This window comes from Streptomyces sp. bgisy130 (assembly GCF_057708345.1).
This window is the reverse complement of sequence record NZ_JBYISA010000067.1, coordinates 1-17,042: the sequence shown is the minus strand read 5'-3', so window position 1 is coordinate 17,042 and position 17,042 is coordinate 1. Positions and strand designations below refer to the sequence as shown.

Sequence of the window (17,042 nt, the reverse complement as noted above, 5' to 3'; positions counted from 1 at the left end):
GTTCCGGCCGAACTCCACCTGAAATCAGCCGAGTTGGGGTAGCTGGACCGCTGGATCCGCATCCCTCAATGCGGCTGAGCCGCTGCCTCGGTTCACGCCAGGGATGCTGCATCTCTGCGTCCGCCCGCTCCGGGCCTGCCGCAGCTCGCCTCACCTCTACACCCGCCCACCCCCCGAAGGGGGGTGGGCGGCGGGGAAAAAACCAGCGGGGGGGGTGGGGGAAGCCAGGGCGGAAGCCCCCGGCTCACCCCGCCGCCGCGACCAACCCCCGCGCCAGCTTCACGTCGACCGCCATCCGCTCCAGCAGGGCGTCGAGTGTGTCGAACTTTTCCTGGCCGCGGATGTAGGCGAGGAAGTCCACTCCGACGTGCAGGCCGTACAGGTCCAGGCCGACACGGTCGATGGCGTAGGCCTCGACGGTGCGTGTCTTGCCGTCGAACTGTGGGTTGGTGCCGACCGAGATGGCCGCCGGCATCGCCTCGCCCTCCACCTGGAGCAGGCCCGCGTAGACACCGTCGGCCGGGATCGCGGTGTGCGGCAGGGTCTCCACATTGGCCGTGGGGAAGCCCAGTTCGCGGCCGCGCTGGGCACCGCGTACGACGACGCCCTCGACGCGGTGCGGCCGTCCGAGGACCTCCATCGCACCGGCCACCTCGCCCTCGGCCACCAGCCGGCGGGTGAGCGTGGAGGAGAACGGCTCGCCGCCGCCCGCCGCACCGCGCTCGTAGAGGTCGATGACCTCGACGGTGTAGTCGTAGGTGATCCCGAGCTCGGCCAGGGTCTCGACGTTGCCGGTCGCCTTGTGCCCGAAGCGGAAGTTGGGGCCCTCGACGACGACCTGCGCGTGCAGCTTGTCGACCAGCACCTTGACCACGAAGTCGGCCGGGGACAGCTTCGAGAACTCCTTGGTGAACGGGAGGACCAGCACCGCGTCCACCCCCAGCCCGGCCATCAGCTCCGCGCGCCGGTGGTGCGGTGCCAGCAGCGGCGGGTGGGTGCCGGGCCGTACGACCTCGCTCGGGTGCGGGTCGAAGGTGACGACCACCGCGGGAACCCCCAGCTCGCGGGCGCGCGCGACGGCCTTGCCGATGATCAATTGGTGGCCGCGGTGCACTCCGTCGTACGAGCCGATGGTGACGACGCTGCGCCCCCAGCCCTCGGGGATGTCCTCCAAGCCACGCCAGCGCTGCACTGTGCCCGCTCCTCGCCCGAACCCTTGTCCGTCCATTGCGCCACGTCGGCATGGCGCAGGTCTAAGACTGCCATGCCGCGGGTGGTGCTCCACGCGAAGGGTGGCTCAGCGCAACCGTCCGCCGCCGGGACCGCGGGCACGAGGCGGGGCCGCCGCACGGGCCGGAGCACCTGTCCGGCCCGCTCGCCCGCCGGTCAGCTGTGGCATCCGGCGAGCGTGGCCCGGGCCCCGGGCCCCACCACCGCCGCCCACTCCCCCGGCTCGTCCGCCACCCAGTCCTGCACCCGCCGCGCGAAACCGGGCACCCGCCGCCCCAGCTCCACCAGCCGCCGGTCGAAGCGGGCCGCCCCCTCGGGCGTACGGACCAGCAGCGTCCCGGTGCGGTGCACCAGCTCCCGGGTGCGCTCGGCCGGCCGCCGCTCCGCTCCCTCGGCGGCCGTCTGGAGCAGCGCCTCCAGCACCCGGGTATCCGGGCCGGTCTCGTCGTAACCGCCGTGCGGCGCCGCGTACGACGCCTCCTGCGCCAGCAGCACCTCCAGCAGCTCACGGCGCAACGGGGCCGAGTCGCCGGACCCGGCCTCGGCCACCACCGCGGCGAGCGCACACCGGACCGGTACCGGATATCCGGTCAGCAGCTCGGCGGCGAGCGGGCGGAGCGCCGCGCGGGCGGCCGGTCCGCGCTCCAGGCGGCACTCGACGAACTCCGCGACCGAGTGCGCGGCCCGGTCCGGGCAGTGCCGGGCACAGTCGCGCACCAGGCCGTCGATACGGCCGGCGAGCGCCGGTTCCTCGGTGCGGGCGAGCATCCGCAGCAGCCCGGCGGCCACCGGCGGACCGGCGCCACCGACCAGCCGGGCCCGGAAGGCGTCCAGCACCGGCCCCGGATGGTCGGTGAGGGCGGCCCGGAACGCCGTGGGCGGCAGTTGCGGATCCCCCGCCACGAAGCGGGCCAGCGCCCGGTCCAGGAAGCGGTCCCGGGTGGCCGGGTCGCCGACGAGCAGGGCGAGCGCGGAGCCGTGGTGGGCGCTGTCCACGGTCCGGGCGAGCAGGCAGAGGGCGGCATAGCGCAGCAGGGCTCGGTCGGCCGCGGCGGTGACGTACGGGGCGGCCCGCAGGCCGTAGGACGCGGCAGCGGCCCGGCGCTCAGGGCGGGTGTCGTGGGCCCAGCGGTCCACGGCCCGGCACACCGCCGCCGGTTCGTCCTCGGCGAGCGCGTCCATCAGCTCGTCGCCCTTGGGGTGCGCCGCCTCCACCAGCGCGTCCGTGAGCGCGTCGAGCGCCGGCCGCCGGTGGGTGTGCAGCAGGGCCTGCGCGGCGGCGGCCACGGTGATCTCCGGGGGCAGCGCGCGGCGGGCCGGGCCGTGGCCCTCCTCGCCGCCGAGGCGCTGAAGCGGGCGGGTGTCGTCGAACCAGGCGCACAGCAGCGGCTGCATCCCCTCCGGGTCCGCGCACAGCAGCTCGGCCGCGGCGTCGAGAAAGCGCGACGAGCGCGGTGCACCGGCCCCGCCCGCTCCGACGGCCCCGTCGGGCGACCCGTCACCCGGGCCCGTCCCGGAGGCGGGGCGGGGCGCTCCGGCCGGGTGCGTCCTGCCCGGCGGGGTCTCGCCGTCCCACGGGCCGGCGGACGCGTCGTCCGTGGGGTGGACGCGTACGCGCGGGGGCGGGGCGAAAGCACGGCTGGGAGGCGGCCCGTCGTCGGACGGCAGGCCGGGGGCCGGCCCCTCGACGGACGGCTGCGGCTCGCCCGACGACGGGCCGGACGACGCCAGAGGGGACGACCACAAGCCGGCCGACGCTCCGGAAGCGGACGCGGACGCGCCCACGGAAGCGGCAACAGCCCCCGACGCCGACGACCGCCCCCGCCCCCGCTGCGTCCCCAACGTCGCACGCCCCGTACCACCTCCCGGTCCGCCCCGCCCCGCCCCACCCGGCGGCCCGTCCGCCGGCAGAAGGCGGCGCAGCAGATCCATCCGGTCCTCGTCCGCCAGCGCCAGCCGCTCCCAGAACCACGGGCCGAAGGTCTCCAGTCCGGTGTGCGCGAAGCCGCCCGTCCGGAGGGCCCGTTCGGTGATGCGGTCGGCGAGCAGCCGCAGCACGCCCGTGTACGGCCTCGCATCGGGGACCCGGAGCAGCACCCCGGACAGCACCCGCGCGGCCCACCAGCGGCCGTCCACGGCGTGCGGGGCCGGTGTTCCGGCGGCGGGGGCGGTGGCCATCGGCACCAACTCCGCCAGCCGGAACGTCAGTTGTACCGAGCCCTCGCGGCCGGCGAGCCGCAGCAGCGCCTGGACGACCGGTCCGACGCGGTGTCCGGGGACGGGCAGCAGATCGAGATCGACATGGGCGCCCTGGAGCCACTCCGCGAACTCCTCGTGCGCGAAGCGGTATCGGGGGCCGGCCGGGACCAGCAGGCCCTCGGTGAGCACCGCGGAGGCCCAGCCGGCCGCCCGCGGAAAGACCTCCTCGAAGGACATACGGTCCAGCGCTCCGGGGCCGGGGCCGAGACAGCGGCGGGCCGCCTCGTGCACCTGGCCGGCGACCTGGGCGGCCAGCCGGCGTACGGCGGTGCCGCGCAGTGCGGGCCGGTGCGCGGCCGCGATCCGTACGGCGATGCGCAGGCACATCAGGTCCAGGTAGGCGTCGAAGATCTGGTGGCGGTCCGGGGAGCCGATGCCGCCGTCCCGCCCGGCCGCGTCCCCCTCGGGGAGCGCCGCCCGGACCTCCGCGAGCAGCCGCAGGGCCAGCGGATGGCGGGCGTCCGGCGCGGCCGGTGCGCCGGACGGCAGGCCGTAGCGGGCGCGGGCGCGCTCCGCGGCCTCCTGGGGGAGGTCGCCGAGCGCCACGCAGGCGGGCAGCGCGGGCAGCGGGCGGTGCGGCCGGTAGAGCAGACCGGGCGGGAAGAGCGCACCGGCCCGCTCCCAGTACTCGGGGCGGCAGGCGATCACCAGCCGCACCCCGGCCGTCCCCAGCCAGTCGGCCGTCGCCCCGGTCCACTCGGCCAGCCGCCGCAGCAGGCCCGTCGGCATCTCCTCCGGCCCGTCGAGCAGGACGAGCAGCGGACTCCCGGCCGCGGCCGCCGCGCGGGCCACGCCCTGCGCCGTGGTGTCCGCCGGGTCCCCGGCCGTACGGTCCGTGGCGGCGACGGTCCGGCCCGCGGAGCGCAGCGCACGCTCGACCGCGCTGCGGACGCCGTCGTCGTCGGACCGCAGCTCCGCACCGCGCAGCCAGACGGTCGGGGCGGGCGCGGGGCCCTGGGCGCGGCGGGCGGCCAGCCCGGCCAGCTCGGTGCTCCGCCCGGTCCCGGGCTCCCCCACCAGGGCCAGCACCCGTGCGCCCGCCGCCCCGTCGTCCGCCCCGAAGCGGGTGAACTCCGCTGCCACGTCCGGCCGTTCGACCGGCTCGCGCCACGGTCGGGGCCGCGCGGCGGAGCTCAGTGCCACTTCGGCGAGATGCCGTGCGCCGGCCGGGTTGAGCTCGCTGCCGTACGCCGGGACGGTCCGTGCGTTGCGCTCCAGCAGGGCGGCGAGCGGGCCTCGTGGCGCGGCCTCGGCGACCGCGCGCAGCGGAATCGCGAAGCCGCCCGCCCGGCGCCCGGGCATCCGGCCCGTCCGGAAACCGCCCGGGGCCTGGGGATGCAGCGCGGTGCCGAGGACCGCGAGCACCACACCCGTCCGGGCGTCCAGCACCGGCCCGCCGATCGCGGGACCGCCCAGCCGCAGCGCCTCCCGGCCGCCCGCGCAGAGGCCGAGTTCCAGCGTTTCGTCGAGCAGATGGACGCGCGCGGCGGCCGTGTACATCACCCCGGAGCCGGGCCCGACGACCGTGCCGTCCAGCCAGCCGCCCGCCCAGAGCCGGGCGCGGGTGTCCGGGGCCGGGCGGCGGGTGGCGAGGGGCAGCGGCGCGAGCCGGTGCGGCCCGAAGCTGTCGGTCCGTACGAGGGCGAGCCCGGCCTCCGGAAGGGGCGTGATCGCCTCGGCCGCCACCAGGCAGGTCCATCCGCCGCCCCCGGCCGCACCCCCGCCCGCGCCGTCCGCCATGGGTTGCAGCACCAGCTGTGCCGCACCGTCCACCGCTTGGTGGCTGGTGACCACGGTGCCGTCGTGGTCCGCGAGGAAGCCCGTACCCCGCGTCCGACCTGCCAGATCGCGGATCCGCACCAGTGCCGCGTCCGCATCGGCATCCAGCAACGCCATCGTCGGTCCTCTCGCCCTGTCCCGTCCTCCGCACGGTAAGCAGGCGGTGATCGCCGCGGGAGGGCAGCCTGCCAACGCGCCCCCGTCCACTCCTTGATTCGCTCCGAGCGCCTCACCGAATGAGTGAATGGCCGGAACCTGTCGGAGCGGAGGGGCATTCAGGAGGGGAGTCGGAGGGTGGCGCACGGCGGTGACGGCACCGGTACGGGCAGCCCACCTGCCCTCGGCGCCGCCGGATGGCGGCCGGCGCCCCGTAGGCGGACATGCGGAAGGCCGGGCCCGGAGCGCGTCTCCACGCCCGGACCCGGCCCCGGTATCAGGCCACTACCCGCCGCTAAAGGGCGAACACCGCCAGGCTCTTGGCCTTCCCGCCCTGGTTCTCCACCAGTGCCAGGAACGTGCCGTCCGGCCCGAAGGCCGCGACCGGGCCGTCGCCCTCGAAGCGCGGCATCGGGATCCGCGCACCGTTGACCAGCAGCCGCGCCTGCGGTTCGGCGACATCCCAGCGGGTGAACGCCGCGGCGGCCGCGTCGCCGAGCGGCATGACCGGCAGGCCCCCGCCCTCGGCGTCGTCCACCGCCGCCTGGAGCTGTTCGAGCGTGCGCGCCCGGTCCAGCTTGTACGGGCCGACGCGGGTGCGGCGCAGCGCGGTCAGATGGCCGCCGACCCCGAGCCCGGCCCCCAGGTCGCGGGCCAGCGCGCGGATGTACGTACCGGACGAGCACTCGACGGAGACCAGCAGGTCGGTCACCGGGGTGCCGTCCTCGGCCTCGGTCTCGTGCGCGGAATGCACCACGAACGAGGAGACGGTCACCGGGCGGGCCGGGATCTCCACCTCCTCGCCGTCGCGGACGCGCGAGTACGAGCGCTTGCCGTTGATCTTGATGGCGCTGACCTTGGACGGCACCTGCATGATCGCGCCGGACAGCTCCGCGACGCCCGCGTCGATGTCCTCGCGGGCGAGGCCGTGCGCCGGCTTCGACTCGGTGATCTCGCCCTCGGCGTCATCGGTGACGGTGGTTTGGCCGAGCCGGATCGTGCCGACGTACTCCTTCTCCGTCAGCGCGAGATGGCCCAGCAGCTTGGTGGCCCGCTCGAGGCCCAGGACGAGGACGCCCGTGGCCATCGGGTCGAGCGTGCCGGCGTGCCCGACCCTGCGGGTACGCGCCATCCCGCGCATCTTCGCGACCACGTCGTGCGAAGTGAAGCCGGACGGCTTGTCGACGATGACAAGACCGCCCGGCTTGTTGCTCTCACGCTTCATTCTGCCGCGGTGCCCTCGTCGTCCTCGTCCTCGCCCGGCTTGCGGTACGGATCGGCCTCACCGGCGTACTGCGCGCCCGAGGAGACCTCACGCACCTGGGCGTCCGAGGCCCGTGCCTTGTCGAGCAGGTCCTCGATGGTCTTGGCGTTCTCCGGCAGGGCGTCCGCGACGAACGCCAGGGTCGGCGTGAACTTCGTGCCGGCCGCCGCACCGACCGCGGAGCGCAGGACGCCCTTGGCGCTCTCCAGTCCGGCGGCGGCGCTGGCGCGGTCCTCGTCGTCCCCGTAGACCGTGTAGAAGACCGTAGCCTCCCGCAGGTCGCCGGTGACCCGGGTGTCCGTGATGGTCACATGCGAACCGAGCCGCGGGTCCTTGATACCGCGCTGTAGCTTCTGGGCGACCACCTCCCGGATGAGGTCCGCCAGCTTCTTCGCCCGCGCATTGTCGGCCACTGGTCCGTCTCCTTCGTTCTTCCACAATTGTGCTTCCGCCGGCGACGGGACGCCTGGCCATCAGGTCAGTCGTCGTCGCCGTGCAGCCGCCGGCGTACCGACAGCAGCTCCACTTCGGGCCGTGCGGCGACCAGTCGCTCGCAGCGGTCCATGACTTCGGTGAGATGCCCCGTGTCCCCGGAGACCACCGCCAGGCCGATGGTGGCCCTGCGGTGCAGATCCTGGTCCCCGACCTCCGCGACGCTCACCGCGAATTTGCGGTGCAGCTCGGCGACGATCGGGCGGACGACGGAGCGCTTCTCCTTCAGCGACCGTACGTCGCCGAGAAGCAGGTCGAAGGACAGCGTCCCTACGTACATGCAAGACGGGTCAAGCCACCCGTGGGGCCTTGGGAATCCTGGTCTTTTCGAACCGTACACGGAACGGCCGGGGCCGATCGACGGAAATTTCCCGCCGACCGGCCCCGGCCGAGCACCGCGTGATCAGCCGCGCGGCTTCTCGCGCATCTCGTACGTCGCGATGACGTCGTCGATCTTGATGTCGTTGAAGTTTCCGAGGTTGATACCGCCCTCGAAGCCTTCGCGGATCTCGGTGACGTCGTCCTTGAAGCGGCGCAGACCCTGGATGTTGAGGTCCTCCGCGACCACCTTGCCGTCGCGGATGAGGCGCGCCTTGGTGTTGCGCTTGACCTCGCCGGAGCGGATGAGCACACCCGCGATGTTGCCGAGCTTGGACGAGCGGAAGATCTCGCGGATCTCCGCGGTACCGAGCTCGACCTCCTCGTACTCCGGCTTGAGCATGCCCTTGAGGGCCGCCTCGATCTCCTCGATCGCCTGGTAGATGACCGAGTAGTACCGGACGTCGACGCCCTCGCGCTCGGCCATCTGCGTCGCACGGCCTTCGGCGCGCACGTTGAAGCCGATGACGATCGCGTCGGAGCCGGACGCCAGGTTGATGTCGGTCTCCGTGACCGCACCGACGCCGCGGTGCAGCACCCGGATGTCGACCTCTTCGCCGACGTCGAGCTGGAGCAGCGAGGACTCCAGGGCCTCGACGGAACCAGAAGCGTCACCCTTGATGATGAGGTTGAGCTGCTGGACCTCGCCGGCCTTGAGCACCTTGTCCAGGTCCTCGAGGGACACCCGGCGGGTGCGCTTGGCGAAGGCGGCGTTCCGCTCGCGGGCGGCGCGCTTCTCGGCGATCTGACGGGCCGTACGGTCCTCGTCGACGACCAGGAAGTTGTCGCCGGCGCCCGGGACGTTGGTCAGACCCAGGACCAGAACGGGGGTCGACGGACCCGCTTCCTCGACGTTGTTGCCCTTGTCGTCGAACATCGCACGGACCCGGCCGTACGCGTCGCCGACGACCATCGTCTCGCCGACGCGCAGCGTGCCGCGCTGGACCAGGACGGTCGCCACGGCGCCGCGGCCACGGTCGAGGTGGGCCTCGATCGCGATGCCCTGCGCGTCCTGCTCCGCGTTGGCGCGCAGGTCGAGCGAGGCGTCCGCGGTCAGGACCACGGCCTCGAGCAGCTGCTCGATGTTCTGGCCCTCACGGGCGGAGATGTCGACGAACATGGTGTCGCCGCCGTACTCCTCGGCCACCAGACCGAACTCGGTGAGCTGGCCGCGCACCTTGGTCGGGTCGGCGCCCTCGACATCGATCTTGTTGACCGCGACCACGATCGGCACGTCGGCCGCCTTGGCGTGGTTCAGGGCCTCGATCGTCTGCGGCATGACACCGTCGTTGGCCGCCACCACGAGGATCGCGATGTCGGTCGACTTGGCACCACGGGCACGCATGGCGGTGAACGCCTCGTGACCGGGGGTGTCGATGAAGGTGATGCGCCGCTCTTCGTCGTTGACCTCGGTCGCGACCTGGTAGGCACCGATGTGCTGGGTGATGCCGCCGGCCTCGCCCGCGATGACGTTCGTCTTGCGGATCGCGTCGAGCAGCCGGGTCTTACCGTGGTCGACGTGACCCATGACGGTCACCACCGGCGGACGCGCGACGAGCATGTCCTCGCCGCCCTCGTTCTCACCGAAGTCGATGTCGAAGGACTCGAGCAGCTCGCGGTCCTCCTCCTCCGGGCTGACGATCTCGACGACGTAGTTCATCTCTTCGGCGAGCAGCTGGAGCGTCTCGTCGGAGACCGACTGGGTCGCGGTGACCATCTCGCCCAGGTTCAGCATGACCTGGACCAGCGAGGCCGGGTTGGCGTTGATCTTCTCGGCGAAGTCCGTCAGCGAGGCACCACGCGACAGGCGAACCGTCGCGCCGTTGCCGCGCGGCAGCATGATGCCGCCCACCGACGGGGCCTGCATGGCCTCGTACTCCTGACGCCTCTGCCGCTTCGACTTGCGGCCACGGCGCGCCGGACCGCCGGGACGGCCGAACGCACCCTGCGTGCCACCACGGCCACCGGGACCGCCGGGACGGCCACCGAAGCCGGGACGACCGCCGAAGCCGCCGCCACCACCGGGACCGCCGCCACCGGGACGACCGGCGAAACCGCCGCCGCCACCCGGACGACCGCCGCCGCCACCACCGGGACGGCCGGCGAAGCCGCCGCCACCACCGGGACGACCGCCGCCGCCACCCGGACGACCGGCGCCGCCGGGACCACGGCCACCGCCGCCGCCGGGGCCCGGACGCGGGCCGGCAGCGGGACGCTGCGGCATCATGCCCGGGTTCGGGCGGTTACCGCCGCCACCACCGGGACGCGGGGCGCCACCGGGGGCCGCACCCTGCGGACGGGGCATACCACCGGGGGTGGGACGCGCGCCGCCCTGACCGCCCTGGGGACGGGGACCACCCTGGCCGCCGCCCTGCGGACGGGGACCGCCGGGGCCACCCTGGCCGCCGGGACGCGGGGCGCCACCGGGACGGGGGGCCTGCGGACGGGCCATGCCCGTGGAGCCACCGGACGTGAAGGGGTTGTTGCCCGGACGGGGGCCGGACGGACGGCCGCCGGGACGTGGGCCCGGACGCTCGCCACCGGGACGCGGCGCGTTACCGCGGCCCTGGCCGCCCTGACCACCCTGGCCGGGCGCCGGACGGGCCGGACGCGGGGCGGGGGCACCGGGACGGGGAGCCGACTGGCCGGCGGCCGGAGCGGCGGGAGCGGCCGGCGCGGACGGCGGAGCCTGGAACTCGGGCTGCGCGGGGGCGGCCGCAGCGGGCTTGGGCGCCGGAGCCTTCGGGGCCGGCGTGGGGCGCGGGCCCGGGGTGGGGCCGGCGGCGGGGGTGCTCTTGGGAGCCACCGGGGCCTCGGGGGCCTTCGGTGCCTCGGGGGCTGCCGGAGCCGCGGGGCCCGGCTTGGGGGCGCCCGGCTTCGGGGCAGCCGGACGGGCCGCCTGCGCCGGAGAGGGCGCGGACGGCTTCGCGGGGGCCGACTTGCGCGGTGCCGCGGGCTTACCGGCGGCGCGGCCATTGCCGCTGCCTGCCTGGAAAGCGTCGGTCAACTTGCGAACAACCGGCGCCTCGATCGTCGAGGACGCCGAACGGACGAATTCACCAAGTTCTTGGAGCTTGGCCATGACGACCTTGCTCTCAACGCCGAACTCCTTGGCGAGTTCGTATACCCGGACCTTAGCCACTTCGCTCCTTCTAGGTCCGGGTTTGTCCACCGGACCGTCGCTACTTCATGGGCGTACTCATCGCGTACTCATCGAGTGCTCATCGCAATCTCGACCTACTTCCGACTCGCGAGGTACCTGACCGCACGGTTTTCCGTGCGCTGTGCATTTCGTGCTGTGCGTTATTGCAGGGGCTGCTCGGCACGCTCGACGGACCGGCGCAAGGCCGTCGTGTCGAACGGTCCCCGGGCCCGGTAGGCCCGGTTGAACGCCCGGCGGCGAACCGCCAGGTCGAGGCAGACCAGTGTCGGGTGCACGTAAGCACCCCGGCCGGGCAGCGTACCGCGAGGATCAGGGACGCACTCACCCTCGATCTCCACGATGCGCAGCAAATCGCCCTTGGCCGCTCGCTCCCGGCATCCCAGACAGGTGCGCTCAGGGCATGCGCGGGCATGCGTCCGGCCAGACACTGCTTAAGTCTACCTCCCCGCGCCGCTCCGGCCCCGATGGGGTGAAGGCCGGACGGCTGCTCAGAATTCCCGGACGGGCGCCGCGGCACCACCGATTTTTCGGGGCCCGCGGCGCGACCGGCCGCCTCGGACGGTCTCAGTCCTGCGGCGCGTGCTCGGTGTCCGGGCGGATGTCGATCCGCCAGCCCGTGAGACGGGCGGCGAGCCGGGCATTCTGCCCTTCCTTGCCGATGGCCAGTGACAGCTGGTAATCGGGCACGGTGACCCGGGCGGAGCGCGCCGCCAGGTCCACGACCTCGACCTTGCTGACCCGGGCCGGCGACAGCGCGTTCGCCACCAGCTCGGCCGGGTCGTCCGACCAGTCCACGATGTCGATCTTCTCGCCGTGCAGCTCGGCCATCACGGCGCGCACCCGGCCGCCCATCGGGCCGATGCAGGCGCCCTTGGCGTTCAGGCCGGAGCGGGTGGACCGTACGGCGATCTTGGTGCGGTGGCCGGCCTCGCGGGCGATGGCGGAGATCTCCACCGAGCCGTCCGCGATCTCCGGGACCTCCATGGCGAAGAGCTTCTTCACCAGATTGGGGTGGGTGCGCGAGAGCGTCACGGACGGGCCGCGGACGCCCTTGACCACCCGGACGACGTAGGAACGCAGCCGGGTGCCGTGCGCGTAGTCCTCGCCGGGGACCTGCTCCTGCACCGGCAGGATGGCCTCCAGCCGGCCGATGTCGACCAGGACGTTCTTGGGGTCCTTGCCCTGCTGGACGACGCCGGTGACGACATCGCCCTCCCGTCCGGCGTACTCACCGAACGTGATCTCCTCCTCGGCGTCCCGCAGCCGCTGGAGAATGACCTGCTTGGCGGTGGTCGCCGCGATCCTTCCGAAGCCGGAGGGGGTGTCGTCGAACTCGCGGGGCTCCTCGCCCTCCGGCAGGTCCGAGAGGTCCTCGGCGTTCTCCTTCGCCCACACCGTCACATGACCGGTGTTGCGGTTCAGCTCCACCCGCGCCCGCCGGCGGCTGCCTTCGGTGCGGTGGTAGGCGATGAGGAGGGCCGACTCGATCGCCTCGACCAGCAGGTCGAACGAGATCTCCTTCTCCCGCACCAGACCCCGCAGGGCACTCATGTCGATATCCACGGCTACGCCTCCTCCTTGTTCTCGTCGATCTTCTCGTCGTGCTGCGCGTCGCGCTTGTCTGTCTTGTCGGGCTTACGGCTGAATTCCAGCTCGACGCGCGCCTTGGCGATCTCGTCGAAGGAGACCCGGCGGGCGGTCGGCTTGCGGCCCTTGACTCCCGGCACCTCGAGGTCCAGCCCGGAGTCGTCGACGGCGGTGATCCGTGCCACCAGCTCGCCGCCCTCGTGGAGTTGGGCCTTGATGAGGCGGCCGACGGCGCGGCGGTAGTGCCGCAGCTCGGTCAGCGGGCGGTCGGCGCCGGGTGAGGTCACCTCGAGGGTGTAGGGGGCGCCGCCCATCGCATCGGAGTCGTCCAGGACCTGGGAGGCCTCGCGGCTCAGCGCGGCACACTCGTCCAGCTGGACGCCCTCGTCGGAATCGACCACGATCCTCAGCACCCGCCGCTTGCCCGCCGGTGTCACCTCGATCTCTTCCAGATCCAGGTCGCGCGCGGCGATGAGCGGTTCAAGCAGTCCGCGCAGCCTCTCGCTCTGGGTGGTGCTCATCCGGGTGACTCCTCGGCCGCGTGTGCTGTTGTGGGTAGGTCGCGTGTCGGGTCAAAGCCTATCGGTTCCGGCGGGGTACTGACGATTCGGTGGGTGGTCACGGATACTCTCGCCTGCGGTGATCACTACGGAAGACCCCGGGAAGTGCAACGTGCCGAATGTGGCGTACGCGCGTAGAAGGACCCTGCTGGCCGGTGCCGCCCTCGGGGGCGCGGCCCTCCTGACGGGCTGCTCCGAGGACTCCGGCCCCGACCGGGCCGAACACTCCTCCGCCGCCCAAAAGCTGCGCAAGCGCTCGGCCCGCGACAGCACGACCCTGCTGGCGCGCTACGACGCGACGCTGGCCGCGCATCCGGCGCTGGAGCCGCGGCTGCGCCCGCTGCGCTCCGAAGTCGCCCGGCACGCCGAGGCGTTCGGCGACGAACGGGCCCCGGCCCCGCCCGGTGGCGGCGCCTCCGATGGCCCGGCACGCGACGCCGGAGCGCCCGCGTCCGGTCCCTCGCCGCACGGCGCCCGGCCGTCCGGCCCCCCGGTCCCCGAGGACGAGCGGGCCGCCCGCTCGGCGCTGGCCGACGCGGAGCGCCGGCTCGCCGATACCCGTACCAAGGCGCTGATCGCCGCGCCCCCGGAACTGGCCCGGCTGCTGGCCTCGGTCGCGGCGGCCGGTGCGGTGCACGCGTATCTGCTGGCGGAGCGGGCCGGATGACGGGCGCGGCGGGGCACCGGGCAGGAACCAGCGAAGGGGTGTGCGGATGACGGCCGGAACGGCGCGCGGCAGCAGGCGCGACAACGACGACAGCGGAGCCGACGAGCTGACGGCGGTGCAGGCGGCGCTGGCCGCCGAGCATGCCGCGGTGTACGGCTACGGCGTGGTCGGCGGGCGGATCGCCGGTGACCGGCGCACCGAGGCCCAGGCGGCGTACGACGGACACCGCGCCCGCCGGGACGCGCTGCGCCGCGTGGTGCGCGATCTGGGCGGTACCCCGCAGGCCGCGGCCGCCGCCTACGAGCTGCCCTTCCCGGTGCCGGACGCGGCCGCCGCGGCCCGGCTGGCGGCGGAGCTGGAGGACCGGCTGGCCGCCGTGTACGCGGATCTCGTACGGGCCGGCGGCTCGGTCCGGCGGCGGGAGGCGGCGGCCGCGCTGCGCGAGGCGGCGGTGCGGTCGGTGCGCTGGCGCGGCGGCGGCGTAGCCTTCCCTGGGCTCGTCGAGCGGGCCGCGGAAGCCGCGCCGTCCGGCACCGCGAGCGCCGCCGCGGGCGCGCTCTGAACGACCGGCCGCTCCGCGGTCTCCGCCACCGGGAAAGGGACAGCTCACGCATGGCAACCGCACCCATCGAACCGCCGCAGCGGTTGGTGAGTTCGCTGAGCGGCGATCCGGAAAGTCCGGTGCGGCAGTGGCTCTCGGCGCTGCCGACGCTGGTTCAGCAGCAGCTGGCGGCCTGGGAGCTGACGCTGGAGCGGGTGCAGGCGCCCGGTGGCCGCAGCAGTCTGCTCGCGCTCGTACGACAGCAGGACGGCACGCCCGCGGCGCTGAAGTTCCCGGTGCCGGGGCGGGTGTCGGCGCACGAGGCCGCGGCGCTGGAGATGTGGGACGGCTGGGGCGCGGTGCGGCTGCTGCGGTCCGACGACAAGAGCGGTGCGCTGCTGCTGGAGCGGCTCCAGGGCGGGGTGTCGCTGCGTTCACTGCCGGAGGCCAAGGCCGTCCTGGAGGCGGCCGGCACGGTGCGGCGGCTGTGGGTGGAGCCCGCCCCCGGGCACCCCTTCGAGACGCTGGCCGGGCGTACCGAGGAGGCCGTGGAGGGGCTGCGCACGGCCGGGGCGCTGACCCGGGCCGCCGGGCCGCTGGTGGAGCAGGCGCTGGAGCTGCGGCGCGATCTGCCGGCCGGGTCCGGGGAGCGGTTCCTGCTGCACGGCACGTTCCGGCAGGGCAAGGTGCTGGCCGGTACGCGGGCGCCCTGGCTGGCGGTGGGCCCGTCGCCGGTGGTCGGCGAGCGGGCGTACGACCTGGCGGCGCTGGTGCTGGACCGGTTCGAGGATCTGCTGGCCGGTTCCGGCGCGGCCGCCGCGGCCCGCCGCCGGGTGGCCAAACTGGCCGACTCCCTGGAGGTGGACCGGGACCGGCTGCGCGACTGGACGCTGTACCGGGCGGTGGACACCGGCGTACGGGAGGTGGCCGTGGGCGACCGTCAGCGCGGGGAAGCGCTGCTGGAGTTCGCGGCCTGGTTGTAGGCCGCGGTATGCCGGTGCGCGCCCACGGGACGGGACCTTTGGTGCGCAGGCGAACGGGCCGGCCGGGGCACACCCCTGGCCGGCCCGTTCGCCGTACGCCGGTTACGCGCTGAGTCGGGCGACGGCCTCCTCGACCGTCAGCTCCTCGCGCTCGCCGGTACGGCGGTCCTTGACCTCGACGACGCCCTCGGCGGCGCGGCGGCCGGCGACGACGATGGTCGGCACGCCCAGCAGCTCGGCGTCGGTGAACTTCACACCCGGCGAGACACCGGCCCGGTCGTCGACGAGGACCCGCAGGCCCGCGGCGCCGAGCTGCTCGCCGACCTCCAGGGCGAGCTCGGTCTGCTTGGCCTTGCCGGCCGCCACGACATGCACATCGGCCGGCGCGATCTCGCGGGGCCAGCACAGGCCCTTGTCGTCGTGGGTCTGCTCGGCGAGGGCGGCCACCGCACGGGAGACGCCGATGCCGTACGAGCCCATGGTGACCCGGGCGGGCTTGCCGTTCTGGCCGAGCACATCGAGGTCGAAGGCGTCCGCGTACTTGCGGCCGAGCTGGAAGATGTGGCCGATCTCGATGGCGCGGTCGATCTTCAGGCCGGTGCCGCACTTCGGGCAGGGGTCGCCGGGCTCGACGACGACCACGTCGAGGTACTCGTCGACCTCGAAGTCCCGGCCGGCGACGACGTTCCTGGCGTGCTTGCCCTCCTTGTTGGCGCCGGTGACCCAGGCGGTGCCGGGGGCGACGCGCGGGTCGGCGAGGTAGCGGAACGCCTTGCCGGCCAGGCCCTGCGGGCCGACGTAGCCGCGCACCAGGTCCGGGCGGTCGGTGAAGTCCTCGGCGGTGACCAGCTCGACGGTGGCCGGTGCCAGGTGCTCACCGAGCTTGCCGAGGTCGACCTCGCGGTTCCCGGGGACACCGACCGCGACGATCTCGCCGTCGACCTTGATCAAGAGGTTCTTGAGGGTCGCGGCCGCCGGTACGCCGAGGAACTCGGCGAGGGACTCGATGGTCGGGGTGTCGGGGGTGTCCAGCTCCTCGACCGGACCGTGCGCGGAGCCGTCGGCCGGCTCGACCCTGACCGTGACGGCCTCGGTGTTGGCGGCGTAGTCGCAGGCCGGGCAGTCGACGAAGGTGTCCTCACCGGCCGCGGCGGGGGCCAGGAACTCCTCGGAGGCGGAGCCCCCCATCGCGCCGGAGACGGCGGAGACGATGCGGTAGTCCAGGCCGAGCCGCTCGAAGATCTTGGTGTACGCCTCGCGGTGCAGCGCGTAGGACTGCTCCAGGCCCTCGTCGGTGGTGTCGAAGCTGTACGAGTCCTTCATCTGGAACTCACGGCCGCGCAGCACACCGGAACGGGGACGGGCCTCGTCGCGGTACTTGGTCTGGATCTGGTAGAGGATCACCGGCAGGTCCTTGTAGGACGTGCACTGGTCCTTGACCGTGAGGGTGAAGATCTCCTCGTGGGTGGGGCCGAGGAGGTAGTCCGCGCCCTTGCGGTCCTTGAGGCGGAAGAGCAGGTCGCCGTACTCCTCCCAGCGCCCGCTGGCCTCGTAGGGCTCCTTGGGCAGCAGGGCCGGCAGCAGCACCTCCTGGCCGCCGATGGCGTCCATCTCCTCGCGCACCACGCGGGAGACGTTCTCCAGGACCTTCTTGCCCAGCGGCAGCCACGTCCAGATGCCGGCGGAGGAGCGGCGGACGTAACCGGCGCGGACGAGCAGCTTGTGGCTGGCGGTCTCGGCGTCGGCCGGGTCGTCACGCAGTGTCTTGATCATCAAGCGGGACATGCGCTGGACCTGTGCGGCGTGGGCCATGGGAGATTCTCCTGCGTAAGAAAGGTGACTCCCTGGAGGTTAGCCGGAGGGGTAGGGCGCCACGAAATGCGATTCGCTGCGCTTGGCTTTTCCTCCCACGTTTTCGGCTGTCCCGCCGTGGGGGACCTCGTTCTTTCGCCTGCGGCGGGCGGGGCCGCTGCGCGGGGCTGT

General features: G+C 73.8%; 13 protein-coding genes. 3 read left to right on the top strand and 10 right to left on the bottom strand.

The genetic code is table 11. From position 1 onward, the window contains the following. Positions 1-244 precede the first annotated feature (244 nt). The 9 genes from AC3EUV_RS36980 to rimP all read right to left on the bottom strand — a co-directional run bounded on the left by AC3EUV_RS36980 (position 245) and on the right by rimP (position 12,829). Positions 245-1,192, bottom strand: a complete 948-nt coding sequence (locus tag AC3EUV_RS36980; protein ID WP_432145839.1) for a bifunctional riboflavin kinase/FAD synthetase — start codon at positions 1,190-1,192, stop codon at positions 245-247. 194 nt (positions 1,193-1,386) lie between these two features. Next, the gene (locus tag AC3EUV_RS36975; protein WP_435604806.1) at positions 1,387-5,385 is read right to left on the bottom strand and encodes a hypothetical protein; all 3,999 of its coding nucleotides are present in this window, start codon (positions 5,383-5,385) and stop codon (positions 1,387-1,389) included. 334 nt (positions 5,386-5,719) lie between these two features. After that, positions 5,720-6,649 carry a tRNA pseudouridine(55) synthase TruB gene (gene truB / locus AC3EUV_RS36970; RefSeq protein WP_432145841.1) on the bottom strand — a complete coding sequence of 310 codons (930 nt, stop codon included), beginning with the start codon at positions 6,647-6,649 and terminating at the stop codon, positions 5,720-5,722. Then, positions 6,646-7,101 (bottom strand): 30S ribosome-binding factor RbfA, encoded by a 456-nt coding sequence (gene rbfA / locus AC3EUV_RS36965; protein ID WP_393493685.1) that lies wholly within the window; start codon positions 7,099-7,101, stop codon positions 6,646-6,648. The genes truB and rbfA overlap by 4 nt, the downstream gene beginning before the upstream one ends. Positions 7,102-7,166: 65 nt before the next feature. Beyond that, positions 7,167-7,460 (bottom strand): DUF503 domain-containing protein, encoded by a 294-nt coding sequence (locus AC3EUV_RS36960; protein WP_085927365.1) that lies wholly within the window; start codon positions 7,458-7,460, stop codon positions 7,167-7,169. A 123-nt stretch (positions 7,461-7,583) separates the two neighbouring features. Then, the gene (infB, locus tag AC3EUV_RS36955; protein ID WP_432145842.1) at positions 7,584-10,700 is read right to left on the bottom strand and encodes a translation initiation factor IF-2; all 3,117 of its coding nucleotides are present in this window, start codon (positions 10,698-10,700) and stop codon (positions 7,584-7,586) included. A 161-nt stretch (positions 10,701-10,861) separates the two neighbouring features. Continuing rightward, positions 10,862-11,149 carry a YlxR family protein gene (locus AC3EUV_RS36950; RefSeq protein WP_042149520.1) on the bottom strand — a complete coding sequence of 96 codons (288 nt, stop codon included), beginning with the start codon at positions 11,147-11,149 and terminating at the stop codon, positions 10,862-10,864. Positions 11,150-11,285: 136 nt separating this feature from the next. Then, positions 11,286-12,284: a transcription termination factor NusA gene (gene nusA, locus AC3EUV_RS36945; RefSeq protein WP_042149517.1), complete on the bottom strand. Its 999-nt coding sequence runs from the start codon at positions 12,282-12,284 to the stop codon at positions 11,286-11,288. A gap of 2 nt (positions 12,285-12,286) precedes the next feature. Continuing rightward, entirely contained in the window at positions 12,287-12,829 is a 543-nt protein-coding gene (gene rimP / locus AC3EUV_RS36940; protein ID WP_435604805.1) for a ribosome maturation factor RimP, read from the bottom strand. Positions 12,830-12,989: 160 nt separating this feature from the next. On the opposite strand from rimP, the gene AC3EUV_RS36935 reads away from it, so the two are divergent. The 3 genes from AC3EUV_RS36935 to AC3EUV_RS36925 are packed head-to-tail and all read left to right on the top strand — an operon-like array spanning position 12,990 to position 15,059. Next, entirely contained in the window at positions 12,990-13,535 is a 546-nt protein-coding gene (locus AC3EUV_RS36935; protein WP_432145877.1) for a hypothetical protein, read from the top strand. A gap of 46 nt (positions 13,536-13,581) precedes the next feature. Continuing rightward, complete coding sequence (locus AC3EUV_RS36930) at positions 13,582-14,097, top strand: ferritin-like domain-containing protein (protein ID WP_432145843.1); 516 nt, start codon at positions 13,582-13,584, stop codon at positions 14,095-14,097. A gap of 50 nt (positions 14,098-14,147) precedes the next feature. Beyond that, complete coding sequence (locus AC3EUV_RS36925) at positions 14,148-15,059, top strand: aminoglycoside phosphotransferase family protein (RefSeq protein ID WP_432145844.1); 912 nt, start codon at positions 14,148-14,150, stop codon at positions 15,057-15,059. Positions 15,060-15,161: 102 nt separating this feature from the next. On the opposite strand, the gene AC3EUV_RS36920 is transcribed toward AC3EUV_RS36925, so the two are convergent. Continuing rightward, on the bottom strand, positions 15,162-16,871 hold the full coding sequence (locus tag AC3EUV_RS36920; RefSeq protein ID WP_432145845.1) for a proline--tRNA ligase: 1,710 nt from the start codon (positions 16,869-16,871) through the stop codon (positions 15,162-15,164). Positions 16,872-17,042 lie beyond the last annotated feature (171 nt).

Bases quoted from the DNA above. Each gene is read 5' to 3' on its own strand.
- AC3EUV_RS36925 (WP_432145844.1), top strand. From the start codon at position 14,148: ATGGCAACCGCACCCATCGAACCGCCGCAGCGGTTGGTGAGTTCGCTG.
- AC3EUV_RS36975 (WP_435604806.1), bottom strand. From the start codon at position 5,385: ATGGCGTTGCTGGATGCCGATGCGGACGCGGCACTGGTGCGGATCCGC.
- AC3EUV_RS36920 (WP_432145845.1), bottom strand. From the start codon at position 16,871: ATGGCCCACGCCGCACAGGTCCAGCGCATGTCCCGCTTGATGATCAAG.
- rimP (WP_435604805.1), bottom strand. From the start codon at position 12,829: ATGAGCACCACCCAGAGCGAGAGGCTGCGCGGACTGCTTGAACCGCTC.
- AC3EUV_RS36960 (WP_085927365.1), bottom strand. From the start codon at position 7,460: ATGTACGTAGGGACGCTGTCCTTCGACCTGCTTCTCGGCGACGTACGG.
- truB (WP_432145841.1), bottom strand. From the start codon at position 6,649: ATGAAGCGTGAGAGCAACAAGCCGGGCGGTCTTGTCATCGTCGACAAG.
- AC3EUV_RS36930 (WP_432145843.1), top strand. From the start codon at position 13,582: ATGACGGCCGGAACGGCGCGCGGCAGCAGGCGCGACAACGACGACAGC.